This is a genomic window from Arthrobacter sp. UYNi723 (assembly GCF_054057635.1).
Window position 1 is genome coordinate 1 of the sequence record NZ_JBSRZM010000037.1, and the last position, 12,583, is coordinate 12,583.

Genomic DNA, 12,583 nt, shown 5'->3' on the forward strand with positions numbered 1-12,583 from the left:
GAGGGTCCGATCATTTCCCAGCAGACGGTGGAAGTGGACCACACCTACGGCCCCGAGGACCTGGTGGCCGCCGGACGCGACACCGAATGCAAGGCGCTGTCTAATGCGGTGCGCTGGCACTGCGAAGGCCGAGTCATCCTGCAAGGAAACAGAACAGTCGTACTGCGCTGATATGTGCGCGCCCACGAGTCCAGTGGAAGCTGTGTCACGAGGGCGACTGTTACGTCCCATAAAAAACGAAAGAGACAGCCAATGAATCAGGCATTTCCCACGATAACGGGCAGCAACCGCGTCAAGCGGGGCATGGCTGAGATGCTCAAGGGCGGCGTCATCATGGACGTCGTCAACGTTGAACAGGCCCGCATCGCCGAAGACGCCGGTGCCGTTGCAGTCATGGCGCTCGAACGTGTTCCGGCCGATATCCGCGCCCAGGGCGGCGTGTCCCGCATGTCGGACCCGGACATGATCGACAAAATCATAGACGCCGTCTCCGTGCCGGTGATGGCCAAGGCCCGGATCGGCCACTTCGTGGAGGCCCAGGTCCTGCAGTCGCTGGGCGTGGACTACATTGACGAGTCCGAGGTCCTGACCCCGGCCGACTACGTCCACCACATCGATAAGTGGAACTTCAAGGTTCCCTTCGTCTGTGGCGCCACCAACCTCGGTGAGGCGCTGCGCCGCATCAACGAAGGCGCGGCCATGATCCGCTCCAAGGGTGAAGCCGGCACCGGCGACGTCTCCAACGCCACCGGGCACATGCGCCAGATCCGCGCCGAGATCGCCAAGCTCGCCGCCCTGCCCGAGGACGAGCTCTACGTCGCGGCCAAGGAACTGCAGGCCCCGTACGAACTGGTCAAGGAAGTTGCCGCCGCCGGCAAGCTCCCCGTGGTGCTGTTCACCGCCGGCGGCATCGCCACCCCGGCCGACGCTGCGATGATGATGCAGCTCGGCGCTGACGGCGTCTTTGTTGGCTCCGGTATCTTCAAATCCGGCAACCCGGCCCAGCGTGCCGCAGCCGTGGTCAAAGCCACCACGTTCTTTGACGACCCCGACGTCATCGCCAAGGCCTCCCGCGGCCTGGGCGAAGCCATGGTGGGCATCAACGTGGACGAGATCCCGCAACCGCACCGCCTCGCCCAGCGCGGCTGGTAAGCCACACGATGAAAGAAAACGCATTGACAGCCCGTCGTGACGATTGTCCGACCTGATCGGTGAGACTGTGCAGATCCGGCGCCACGGCTACCTTGTCCGGACTGGCCGCGTTGACCACGCCACAGAAGACTCCACCATCCTCTGGCTCGCACAAGATGGAAACAACCCACGAAAAATTATCGACAAAGCCCAGAACTACGAGGCTTGGGCCGTCACCGCGCTACTCCCCTGACTTGGGGCAGCCGCCACCCTGCAAGGTGATTACCCTCGCTCCGTGCGGTTCCTTGAATACGAGCTCGAATCTGAAGCTTCACTACGGTGCCAACAAGCAATCAGGCCGCCGGCTATCGGTTGCCGGGCCCTGCAATCCGGGGACCCTTGAGGCCGGATACGGAGCGCGCGTAGCCGCCGCCCGGATGGTCATTGCATTGGCTTTCGGCGCTGGCCGGCTTGCTCCACTAGTTCTGTTATCCATGGACGGTGCCCGCGGTGGAATTTCATTCCTTCCGGCAGGCCCTGGACAGCTGGGACAGAATTGGCGATGTCAATGGTGATTCGGCCGCCGGCCATGGGTGCGTTGGTGATATGGAGGTCGCCGTAGGATTCCGGGAGCACCGGGTCCATCCATACGCCGCCACGGGAAACGTGGGCGTCATAACGCATCAGGCTCGTCAACAGAAGGATCGGAGACGTCGCTGCCCACGCCTGAGGCGAGCACGCCGTCGGATAGGGAACGGGCTCGCCGAACTGGTCCCGGCTGAAGCCGCAGAACAGCTCCGGCAGCCGACCTCCGGAGTACTCGGCCGCCTCCAGCAGGGCCGTGGAGATCCGCTGTGCTTCCGCCACGAAACCGTAGCGCACCAAGCCGGCCTGAATAATCGCATTGTCATGTGGCCAGACCGAGCCGTTGTGGTAGCTGGCGGGGTTGTAGGCGCCCATGTCGGTGGCCAGTGTGCGCACGCCCCAGCCGCTGAACATTTCCGGTGACATGAGGCGTTCGGCCACCTGCGGGGCCTTGTCCTCATCGACGAGGCCCAGCCATAGACAGTGGCCCATGTTGGAAGCGCACGCATCGACCTTCTGCTTCTTCCCGTCGAGGGCGACGGCGTAGTAACCCAGCTCGGGCATCCAGAACTGTTCGTTGAACTGCTTCTTCAGCGCCGCGGCTTGATCGGCCAGCCGGTCTCCCAGGTCCGTGTCGTCTGCGTCGTAGGCCATCCATGCGCGCGCCAGGTACGCCGCGTAGACGTAGGCCTGCACCTCGCAGAGCGCGATGGGAGGTTCGGCCAGGCGTCCGTCGGCGAAGTTGATTCCGTCCCAGGAGTCCTTCCAGCCCTGGTTGATCAGTCCCTGATCATTGAGACGCTGATATTCGACGAATCCGTCGCCATCTTTGTCCCCGTAGTCACGGATCCAGTCCAGCGCCCGGTCCGCATGAGGCAGGAGGGCAGCGATGGTGTCTTTTGCGAATCCCCAGCGGCTGACGGCCCCAAGGACATCTACAAACAAAGGGGTAGCGTCGACGCTGCCGTAGTAGGTGGACTTGCCTCCGAGGGATAGACCGCTGGAGACGTCGAGCCTGACCTCGTGCAGGATTTTGCCGGGTTCCTCTTCGCTCATCGGGTCCACCACGGTCCCTTGGCGTTCGGCGAGTGTTTGGAGGGTGCCCAAGGCCAGGGAAGGGTCCACGGGCAACGCCATTTGCGAGGCCCACAGTGAGTCGCGGCCGAACAGGGTCATGAACCAGGGCGCCCCGGCGGCCACCACCACACGGTCCGGGTGGTTCGGGTCCTCAATGCGAAGAGCCCCAAGGTCATCGTAGCTGCGCCGCAGCGTGCGTTCGATTGACGGGCTTCCCATGTGCAGCACCGGGATCTTGGCCACCCACTCTCGCCGGCGCCGGTCACTCGGTGACAATCCCTCCCCCTCAGCACGGACGAACGAGGGGGCACTGGCTCCCTCGGTGCCGGACACCGCCGTAAGGATCGTGCTCCACTGGCCTCGGGCGGCGATGGAAGCCCGGTACGTGATCGCGTCGGGGGTCATGTCGGCTCCGGGCGCCTGGATATTGACGCCTTTCTGGACGCCCTGCCAGACAGCCCGAATAGTAAGCACCCCACCTTCCGCTTGACGGCTTTCGTCCCAAGCTCGCTGGATCCGTGCTTCCTTCACCTCAAACAAATCGGCGAAATCCGCCTCGACCGTCAACGTGATCATGCATTCGACGGGGTCCAAGGAGAAATTCCGGACAGTAATCTGCTCTTGGATGCCAGCTCCCACCTCGCGGAGCCGCTCAACGATCAGGGGGCTGTCGGCATACCCATCCGAGCGGGGCACGCGCCCGGCAAACAGCGCACGGTATGGCTCCTTGGTCTCTGCCGCCAGTGGCTCCACCGCGAGCCCATTAATGGTCAGACTCCACCTGGAAAGGATCCGGGTGTCCTCGACGAAGAGACCATGCGGATGTTCCGGATGGATGTCCCCGTTCGGCAAAGAAATACAAAAGGACGATCCCTCTACCAAGGTGACCGTCCCGGCTCCCACGGGACCGGCCGCCGTGTCAGAGTTCCACCCAGCCATCCCGGCCTCCCCTAAAAAAGTAACACCTGTGCTGCCTCGGCTTATGGTCAAGCCGCAGCCGCAGAAACTAACTCTCCGATCGACGCTACGCTCGCTTGCTTGCCGACGCCAGAGCCCCCGTTGACTCGTAAATAACCTCCGCGAAGGCCGATACGTTGCCTCATTAATAATCCTCCGGCTGGTTCGGGTTTGCCGGGCGTGCGGGTGCGGGGTACGCCGGGTGAATGGGATTGACGATGGCTGAGCGCTAGGCCGTGACAAAGTTATCGGCAACGCCGACCAGGCGTGTATTCCCCGAACCAAGCCACATAAGCTGATGAAATCTGACATCCAGATCGGCATAGCCAGACAGATGCCCAGGAGCAACGGCCGCGCTCTGCTCCTCAAGCGCACGTCGTGCTCGAATGCCTGAGCATAGAGGAACTATGAATACATCAATGCGTTCCGAAAGGGGTGTCCCGGTCCAGCTCCAAAAAGTTCCGTACGGGGGTCCTCCACCGGACCGTCAGGCAATGATCTGCGCTTGTCACTTGCAGTATTCGCCCCCCACGACGCTGAAAACACGCGGCCCGTTGTGTGGGCGTATGAGGAGTGACAGATCCTGACAACCTTGAAGCCCTTGGGAGAGTGACCACCCTGTATTTTTAGAGGTGCTATGACCTTGTAGCTGCCACCGCATCCATTTCGATGCGTTTTTGTCCGCGGAACCGTGCAACCTCGACTGTGGTGCGGGGCGGGAGCGTCAGATCGCCGAAACGTTCCAGGTACGCGCTGTTGTATTCGTCGAATTCATCCAGGTTGGCTAGGAAGACGGTGATCTTGAGGATGGTGGATAGATCGGCTCCGGCGTCGGCGAGGACTTTTTCCAAGTTGTCGAATACTACGTTCACCTGGTCATGCAGGGACTGTGGGGTGGATCCGTCGGCCATGGTTGGAACCTGTCCGCAGGCCCAGACGATTCCCCCGTGGGTTGCGGTTGCCGTGTAGGGGCGTGGTTTTCCGTCTTCGTGCCAACGACGCTGTATCCCGCTCATGCGTCGGCCACCAGGTAGGCTGCCGCTACCGTGCGGACTTCTGCCCAGGTCGTGGGGTTCACGTGTATCCCGTCATGGGCCGTTTTGGTCCTCTTCAGGGCCCGTTCGGCTGCTGTCGACACGATAAATACGCCCTCGGGCGCGTTATTGGCCGTGTAGAAGCGCGAACCATACCCGGCCGGCGGTGCTGTGTGTGGCGCGGATTGACCGGCCGTGCTGAATCCGATGCCCAGGTCTCCTGCGGGCGTGGCAAACGTGGAGTGGTTCCGGTCCCCGGCGGTGCGGTGCACGATCGTGAGGCCGGAGCCCAGGGCGGCGCTGAGCAGAGCCTCGTCAAGCAGGTGCGATTCGTTTTCTACGGCGTTGCACAACACTTCACTGCCGGCTCCGGTGCTGGCGACGTCGACCAGCAGGACCCCGTGCACCAGAGCATTGCAGGGTGCGCCGGGGCCTACCACATAGCTCAGCCCGGCCGGAGTGGTGGACTTGGTGTAGTCGAGGGGTTTCGGCGCCCAGGAGTTGTCGCGCAGCCACGAGGACAGGGCTTGCAGCCCGGTGCCATGGTGCATCTCGGCGAAAAGCACCTGCCTCGCGGCGGCTTGGGCCTCGGAATTGCTTGCTCCCCTGGCCACCAGGGCGCGGTACGCGGCCTCGCGCACTTCGCGCATGGCCAGGCGCACGGTGGGGACCGGCTCGCTGGTTTCCATTGTTGCTGCTTTCTGGGTGGTAACGGTCATGAGATTGTCCTTCCGGGAAACACGTTGTCGAAGAGGCGCAGCCAGTTCTCGCCCAGCACACCGCGGATGTTGGTCTCGTCCAGTCCGGCCTTTTCCAGGCCGTCGGTGAGTCGGGGGAAGTCCTCGGGGCCGACAAACCATTCGGGCCATTCGGGCCAGGTGGGCTTGGTTTCCCCCGGGGGCTGCCAGCGTCCGTTGCGCAGCCAGCCAACGAAGTCGGTGTCCCAGTTGCGGGTGCAGTCACTGCCCAAACCAACCCTTCCCGGGCCCAGTTCATCAACCAGCCGCGCAATCATCTGGCAGAACTGCTCCAGGGTCGTTTTCTTGCCGCCGATCACCAGCGGGTAGAGGCAGCAGCCCAGCATCCCGCCCTTGTCGGTGACCGCACGGATGACTTCGTCGGGTTTGTTGCGCGGATTCTCCACAAACCAGGTGGGGTTGGAGTGGGTGATGGCGACCGGGGCAATTGATGCCTCGACCGCGTCCAGGGAGGTCCGGTTGCCCACGTGCGAGAGGTCTATGAGCATGCCCACGCGGTTCATTTCGGAGATGATGGTGCGCCCGAACCGGGTCAGGCCGGAATCCTCGGGCTCGTAGCAGGCTCCGCCGACCAGGTTTTGGATGTTGTAGGTCAGTTGGGCTATCTTCACGCCCAGGGTGTGGAAAACCTCGACCAGGCGGAAGTCGTCCCCGAAGGAGCTGGTGTTCTGGAATCCCAGCAGCACCGCGATGCGCTGGTCCAGTTTTGCCTGGCGGATCTCCTGGCTGTTTCGCGCCAGGACCATCAGGTCGGGGTTCTGTGCGGCAAGCTGGTACCAGTCCCCGATCGCCTTGAGGGTATCGGCGGGGCCTTCCCAGACCGCGCAGGTGGCGTTGACTCCGCTGATCCCGCCGGCGCGCAGTTCCTCCAGCACGCCGCGGTCCCAATTGTTGATTTGCAGCCCGTCGACGATGGTGGCCGAGAGATGCAGGCTGGAGCCATTCAGCTGTGTTCCGGGGGTTGCGGAGGCCGCGGACCGGGTTTGGTCGAGTGTGGATCCTTCGATGACGGTGGCCGGAGTTTTCAGGTCAGACATGATCTTTCGCCTCCCGGGGCCGGCAGGTGAACATCCATGAATCATCGGCGGTCCCGGAGGACAGGTCCGCGATGCGTGGTGCCCCGGCCATCAGAGTAACGCGCAGCCAGTCAGTGGACTGCGGCGTGTAGTTCTCCATGCCGTAGACCGCCAGTTGCAGGCGTTGGACATTAAGCGGCAGGAATTCGGCGCCCAGCAGGTTGTCGCGCACTTCGCCATAGGTCAGCTTGCCGACGTTTTGCACGCGGGCCACGGTGGCACGATGCCCGGGGTGGGTGAGCAGGAACTCGCCCACGCTCGTCTGTTCATCCGTGCCGGCCAGGTCCGTGCGAAGTTTCGCCACGGCGCGGGCAATGTCCACGGGGTGTTGAACGTTCTCTCCCTTGTCGGCTCCCAGCCGGGCTCGCCGCGGCTCTTCGTTGTCTTCGGAGGAGAACCAGAAGTGCTGCTGCGCCGCCGGGTCCGAGAAGTCGAACTCTCCGATCCAGGAGTATTCGTCATCGATCCTCTTGGCCACCTGGGCGCAGGTGGCGCCGGCGGTCACGCGGCGGGATTCGTCGCAGCGCAGCAATGATTCGACCGTGTCGTCCAGGTCCTCGCTCAGTTCGGTGAGCACGGTCGCGACCATGCCGCGGCAGCCGGGTCCCCGCAGGGCGGCCGCGTCATGGAGTTCTTTCCAGATGTGGCTGGTTGCGTTTCCTTGGAAGAGCCCGGTCCGGGCCCAGGTGCCCAGCTCACCGAAGAGTTCTTCGAGCTGCACGGCCAGCCCGGGGCCGGCGGCGAAGGGTTCGGTCCTGATGTCTGCCTGCTCGGCCAGATAGTCGATTGACCCGCGCAGCAGTTCCATGGCGCGCTGCACCGTTGCATCCGCGGGTGCCACGGTGCGGGAGGTGACAGAGGCCAGGGGAAGCTCGCGCAGCAGTGCCCAGGAGTTGATGACCTCAGGGTGGTTGATGGCGTAGGGCACCATGCCCAGTCCTGTGGCGTTGCCCATGCCCAGATAGCGTCGCCAGGGCCCGTCGAGCTTTGCGGCCTTCGTGTTGCGGGCCGCCGCGCAGGCTTCCACCAGGTCATAACTGAGTTCGCGTATGAGCCAGGCCGTGAGCATGTGTGCGCGGTAGGGGACCGCCAGTGGGTGGCCATCCTCGAAACCCTCGTAGTCAGCCAGCCCGCACTTGCCGTTGCTGTAGAACGCCGTGCTGCGAATGATGTAGGGCGATCCGCCGAACTTTTCGCTCTCGGGCTGCATTCCCTGGGCCAGGCGGTCGGCGACGTATTCGAAGAACCGTTCGCTGCGGTTGGCGCGGGTCCAAATGATGGAACCCGCTTCGGCGCGGCCGGCCTCCTGCAGCGGCACCTGGGCGCGCATCCGCGCCAGTCGATCCGCGTCCACGCTTCCCTCGACCAGGGCAGCGGTGATGTCCCAGGCCTTGGCGATTACCCGGTCGGTACGCTCGGCCTCGCTCAGTCGCTGGGAGAAGGCCACGAAGCTCCACAGGTGGGATTCGGCGCGGACCTCGTAGATCGCGTCACCGCGACCCTGGCCGTCAATATCGAAATAGGTTCGCTCGATCTGCCAACCCGCAGTCACCGCACGGCGGATCATCGATCGAATGAAGCTGTGCCGGGTGGCCCGGGCACCGCCCATGTCGATCGGATCCATCACCGTGTTCGCGGGTCGGAGCGCTTCTTGCGTGGTCATCTCCACACCTTCACCCAGGATGAGCGCGCTCATTAGGCACGCGCCTGGGGTACGACTCGGACGTAGGCGGTCTTAGTGTCGGTGAAGAAGTCCGCGGCCACATCGCTGTTCTGTTCTCGCGGTGCCGGGAAGGAAGAATCGCGAAGACCGCCAAACGGGGCATGGACCTCGGAACCGGTGGACGGCGCGTTGACCTTGATCAAACCGGCAACGACCTCGTTAAGGCAGCGGCGGATGGCGTGCTCGTCGCTGGTGAACACCGATGCGGTCAAGCCGAAGTCCGTGGCATTGGCCAAGGCGATGGCCTCGTCCAGGTTCTCGGCGCGCATCAGCGTCACGATCGGGCCGAACACCTCTTCGTGGGTGATGGTCAGGGCCTCGGTTCCCGCCAGCAGTGTGGGTAGGACGTAGTGTCCGGGCGCATCCGACATGGAGCCCTGGGCCAGCACCGTTGCACCCTCGGCCTGGGCCTGGGACAGTGCGTCTTCGATATCGCGGCGGGCACGGTCGGAGACGACAGGGCCCATGAAGGAGGTTTCCTCGGTGCCCGGACCCGCGACCAGCGAACTGACCAGCAGCACCAGCGCGTCGGCCAGGCGGTCGTGGACGTCTCCGACGGCGATAATGCGGCGGGTGGCGGTGCATTTCTGGCCGGTGCTGCTCATGGCGGCCGCGACGATGGCGGACGCGGCACTGGCGAGGTCCGCGTCCGGCATAACGATGGCTGCGTTGTGACCGCCCAGCTCCATCTGCAGCTTCGCACCACGGAGCACCACGCGTTCGCGGATCTGGTGGCCCACCGGAACGGAGCCGGTGAAGGTCACCGCGGCGACGCCCTCGTGCTCAACCAGACGCGATCCCAGGGAGCCCGGGCCCAGGACCAGGTTCAGGACACCGGCCGGAACCCCGGCCTCGACGAGGATCTCGGCGAAGGCAACGGCGACGGCGGGAGTGTCGCTGGCCGGCTTCCAGACCACCGTGTTGCCCCACAGCAGCGCCGGCGCGATCTTCCAGGCCGGAATCTGCAACGGGAAGTTCCAGGGTGTGATGACACCGACCACGCCGACCGGGCGGCGGATGGTGCGGACCAGTTCGTCAGCATTGCCCGACGGGTAGGTAACGCCGTCGGCGCGGCGGGCAGAGCCGGCCTGGTAGTACAGGGTCTCCACGGTGGCGCCGACCTCGCCCCGCGAGTCGGCAAGGGTCTTGCCCTGTTCGCGGGTCATCAGCACGGCGATGTCCTCGCCGCGCTCCTCGAGGATCCGTGCCGCACGGCGCAGGACCTGTCCGCGGCCCAGGATCCCCACGCGGTCCCAGCCGGCCAGCGCGGCCCGGCCGGCCGCGACGGCCGCTTCCACAGTGTCCGTGGTGGCCGTGGCGTAGCGCGCAACAACCTCATCGGGGTCCGCGGGGTTGAAACTCCGGGCCTCGTCTCCGGTTGCGCTGTCCCATTGGCCGTTGATGAGCTGCCTGAGTTCCAGGGTTTGGGTGGTCGTTGTGTTCACGGTGAGGTTCCTGCCTTCTTGCTGTTCGATGAGCCGATTCTGTGATCCACACTACTGACATCAGTGATCACAGAGAAGTATTTATTACCTATCAACTCATAAGCAGATACACTTAATGGTTATGGAACTGAGACAGCTTCGCTATTTCATCGCGGTGGCCGAGGAAAAGCATTTCAACCGGGCGGCCGCGCGCCTGCACATAGCCCAACCGGCGTTGAGCCAGCAGATCCAACGCCTGGAACGAACTCTGAAAACCCAGCTCTTCGTCCGTACCACCCGCTCGGTGGAGATCACCGACACGGGCCGTGTGCTTCTGGAGGCCGCCCGCCGGGTGGTCTCCGAAGCGGAGCGCGCGGAAAGCCAAGTGGAATTGGCGACCCGGGGCAGCACCGGGCTCCTGCGGGTGGGGTTCGTCAGCTCGGCCGCGTTGTTCCTGCTGCCGGGAATGGTCAACCGCATGCATGAGCAGTGGCCGCTGGTGCGGTTCCAGCTTCAGGAACACACCACCGAACGGCAAATCCAGGCGGTGCTGGAGGGCCAGCTGGATGTCGGGATTGTCCGGGAAATCGAGCCCGTGGAGGGGATTCATGTCACCGCGCTGAGGCGCGAACCCTTGATGGTTGCGGTTCCGACAACCCACCCCCTGGCCCAGCGGACCACCGTCCCGCTCGCGGAACTGGCCGGGGAAGGCTTCGTGGTTTTCCCGCGTAGTCAGGTCTCCCGGCTCTACGACCTGATCTCCGCGTTATGCATCCAGGCGGGGTTCCATATCAGGATCGCCCAGGAAGCGATCCAGTTCCCCACCATCCTGGGGCTCGTGGCGGCCCGTACCGGGATCGCCATCGTCCCGGAGTCGATGCGCGCACTGCAGATCCCCGGCGTGGCCTATCTCGGCCTGAGCGATGACGCCGCCTATTCACGGGTCTCGCTGATCTGTGCCGAGGGGCGGCAGGATTCGGCACTGGTGGAACGGTTCCTTGAAACCGGTGGCACGTAGGACCGCCGCGCGACAGTGCGAGGGCATGCGAAGGGGACCCCGGCAGGGTTGCCGGGGGCCCCTTCGCACGCGTCAGGAAAGGTGTTTTGCGGGTTTCGTCCTAGTGCTGCGTCCCCCGAGGCTTCCGGTCAAGGACTCCCTGTTCCAGTGCCATGCGCCGGACAAATACCGGGGCGGCAAACAATGAGGGGAGCATGATGAAGCCCACGGGGACCGCGGTGATGACGATGAAGGATTGCAGTGCGCTGATGCCGCCGTCGCCGATGGAGATCAGCACCGCGGCCGCCACACCCATGGTCACCGCCCAGGCGGCACGCAGCTTGGTCGACGGCTCGCCCGCGGTGGTGCACGACTGGGCAATACTGTAGGACATCGAGTCCGCCGTGGTGGCCACGAACATGATGGTCAGGACCAGGAACGCCGAAGCAAGGATTCCAGAGAAGGGCAGGTTCTCGGCAATGGTCATCACCACCGCCGGCAGGCCGTCGCTGGCCATGGCACCGGAAATGGAACCCGGATTCTGCTGCTCGAACATGATGCCCGTGCCACCGAGCACCGTGAACCAGAAACAGGTGACGATCGGTGGCAGGACCGCAGTAAACAGGATCAGTTCACGCACCGATCGGCCGCGGGAAATGGTGGCCACGAAGATGGCCATCAGCGGCGCGTAACCCAGGAACCAGGCAAAGAAGAAAACCGTCCAGCCCGAAACCCACGCCTGCTCGCCCTGGTAGAGCGAGGTTCCCACAAAGTTCTGCAGATACACGCCGAAACCGCCGAGAAAGGACTTGAAGATATATCCGGCCGAGCCCAACACCAGGACCGCCAGCATCAGGCCCAGCGCCAGCCACACGTTGAGCCGGCTCATGATCTGGATGCCCTTGCTCAGACCGGAGGAAACCGAGAAAGCTGCCAAACCGGTCAGTACCGCGATGATGATCAGCTGTGTGCCGTAGTTGTTCGGAATCCCGAAGAGTCGTGAAAGTCCGTAGGAGACCTGAAGCCCCAGAAAGCCAATGGGCCCGACCGTACCGGCCACCACGGCAATAATGGACACCACGTCCGCGACAGTGCCGACCCAACTGGTGAGCACTTTGCGCCCCATGACCGGGTAAAGCAGTGTGCGCGGGCGCAACGGCATACCCTTGGACACCGCATGGGTCATGACGATCGCCCCGAGCGAACCCAGGATGGCCCAGGCCAGGAAGCCCCAGTGCACAAAACTTTGCCCCAGCGCAATGTGTGCAGCCTCGGTCGGATCCCCACTGGGCTCACCGAAATACGGCGGGCTGGAGATGTAATGCGAGATCGGCTCCGCAGCGGCCCAGAAGACCCCGCCTCCGGCCAAGAGCGTGCACATGATCATGGCGACCCACTTGAAGCGACCGTAGTCCGGAGCCACCGGACCCCCAAGCCGGGCCTTCGCGTAAGGGGTCAGCGCCAGCGCAATAGAGCACAGAAAGGTCGCCAACAATAGCAACTGCCAGTAGAGCCCGACCCACTTTGCGGAGAAAGTAAAGCCGTCATTGATGGCGGCGGAAGACTGCTTAGGGAACACCAGGGTAGCGAGCACAAAAACGGCCAGGATCCCCAGGCTGGCAATCGTGACTTTGCGATCCACGACAGGCGCCAACGGCCCCCCGGGGGCGCGCTTGGGATGTTCCTCGGCGATCAAAGGCTCACGATCTTCAGGTCTCGGTGTGGTGATTAGGGTTTTCATCGGGATCGACAACTCTCCTGTTAGCTGTATCACGGGCAATGCGTACAAATGAGAGTAACTTCACATCATTTACCGGGTCC

Annotated in this window: 10 protein-coding genes and 1 pseudogene; 3 read left to right on the forward strand and 8 right to left on the reverse strand. The window is 63.7% G+C overall.

What is annotated here, in order from left to right:
- Both ACVWY0_RS20195 and pdxS read left to right on the forward strand, forming a co-directional pair.
- Positions 1–171, forward strand: a pseudogene (locus ACVWY0_RS20195) (formyltetrahydrofolate deformylase); the annotation flags it as partial.
- Positions 172–252: 81 nt separating this feature from the next.
- The gene (gene pdxS / locus ACVWY0_RS20200) at positions 253–1,152 is read left to right on the forward strand and encodes a pyridoxal 5'-phosphate synthase lyase subunit PdxS (RefSeq protein WP_485838273.1); all 900 of its coding nucleotides are present in this window, start codon (positions 253–255) and stop codon (positions 1,150–1,152) included.
- Positions 1,153–1,572: 420 nt separating this feature from the next.
- Here pdxS and ACVWY0_RS20205 read toward each other — a convergent pair whose 3' ends face one another.
- The 7 genes from ACVWY0_RS20205 to ACVWY0_RS20235 form a co-directional block, all read right to left on the reverse strand.
- The gene (locus tag ACVWY0_RS20205; RefSeq protein WP_485838274.1) at positions 1,573–3,732 is read right to left on the reverse strand and encodes an amylo-alpha-1,6-glucosidase; all 2,160 of its coding nucleotides are present in this window, start codon (positions 3,730–3,732) and stop codon (positions 1,573–1,575) included.
- Positions 3,733–3,979: 247 nt separating this feature from the next.
- Positions 3,980–4,171, reverse strand: a complete 192-nt coding sequence (locus ACVWY0_RS20210; protein ID WP_485838299.1) for an FCD domain-containing protein — start codon at positions 4,169–4,171, stop codon at positions 3,980–3,982.
- 214 nt (positions 4,172–4,385) lie between these two features.
- Positions 4,386–4,766 (reverse strand): RidA family protein, encoded by a 381-nt coding sequence (locus ACVWY0_RS20215; protein ID WP_485838275.1) that lies wholly within the window; start codon positions 4,764–4,766, stop codon positions 4,386–4,388.
- Positions 4,763–5,503 carry a hypothetical protein gene (locus ACVWY0_RS20220; protein WP_485838276.1) on the reverse strand — a complete coding sequence of 247 codons (741 nt, stop codon included), beginning with the start codon at positions 5,501–5,503 and terminating at the stop codon, positions 4,763–4,765. The genes ACVWY0_RS20215 and ACVWY0_RS20220 overlap by 4 nt, the downstream gene beginning before the upstream one ends.
- The gene (locus ACVWY0_RS20225) at positions 5,500–6,579 is read right to left on the reverse strand and encodes a membrane dipeptidase (protein WP_485838277.1); all 1,080 of its coding nucleotides are present in this window, start codon (positions 6,577–6,579) and stop codon (positions 5,500–5,502) included. Before ACVWY0_RS20225 ends, ACVWY0_RS20220 begins: the two co-directional genes overlap by 4 nt.
- The gene (locus ACVWY0_RS20230) at positions 6,572–8,314 is read right to left on the reverse strand and encodes a hypothetical protein (protein ID WP_485838278.1); all 1,743 of its coding nucleotides are present in this window, start codon (positions 8,312–8,314) and stop codon (positions 6,572–6,574) included. The genes ACVWY0_RS20225 and ACVWY0_RS20230 overlap by 8 nt, the downstream gene beginning before the upstream one ends.
- On the reverse strand, positions 8,314–9,786 hold the full coding sequence (locus tag ACVWY0_RS20235) for an aldehyde dehydrogenase family protein (protein WP_485838279.1): 1,473 nt from the start codon (positions 9,784–9,786) through the stop codon (positions 8,314–8,316). Before ACVWY0_RS20235 ends, ACVWY0_RS20230 begins: the two co-directional genes overlap by 1 nt.
- A 121-nt stretch (positions 9,787–9,907) precedes the next feature.
- Between ACVWY0_RS20235 and ACVWY0_RS20240 the strand changes: the two genes are divergently transcribed.
- Positions 9,908–10,783 (forward strand): LysR family transcriptional regulator, encoded by an 876-nt coding sequence (locus tag ACVWY0_RS20240; protein WP_485838280.1) that lies wholly within the window; start codon positions 9,908–9,910, stop codon positions 10,781–10,783.
- Between the two features lie 100 nt (positions 10,784–10,883).
- On the opposite strand, the gene ACVWY0_RS20245 is transcribed toward ACVWY0_RS20240, so the two are convergent.
- Positions 10,884–12,404, reverse strand: coding sequence for a BCCT family transporter (locus ACVWY0_RS20245; RefSeq protein ID WP_485838281.1), 1,521 nt, complete (start codon positions 12,402–12,404; stop codon positions 10,884–10,886).
- Positions 12,405–12,583: the final 179 nt, after the last annotated feature.

Bases quoted from the DNA above. Each gene is read 5' to 3' on its own strand.
- ACVWY0_RS20205 (WP_485838274.1), bottom strand. From the start codon at position 3,732: ATGGCTGGGTGGAACTCTGACACGGCGGCCGGTCCCGTGGGAGCCGGG.
- ACVWY0_RS20240 (WP_485838280.1), top strand. From the start codon at position 9,908: ATGGAACTGAGACAGCTTCGCTATTTCATCGCGGTGGCCGAGGAAAAG.
- ACVWY0_RS20230 (WP_485838278.1), bottom strand. From the start codon at position 8,314: ATGAGCGCGCTCATCCTGGGTGAAGGTGTGGAGATGACCACGCAAGAA.
- ACVWY0_RS20215 (WP_485838275.1), bottom strand. From the start codon at position 4,766: ATGAGCGGGATACAGCGTCGTTGGCACGAAGACGGAAAACCACGCCCC.
- pdxS (WP_485838273.1), top strand. From the start codon at position 253: ATGAATCAGGCATTTCCCACGATAACGGGCAGCAACCGCGTCAAGCGG.
- ACVWY0_RS20225 (WP_485838277.1), bottom strand. From the start codon at position 6,579: ATGTCTGACCTGAAAACTCCGGCCACCGTCATCGAAGGATCCACACTC.
- ACVWY0_RS20220 (WP_485838276.1), bottom strand. From the start codon at position 5,503: ATGACCGTTACCACCCAGAAAGCAGCAACAATGGAAACCAGCGAGCCG.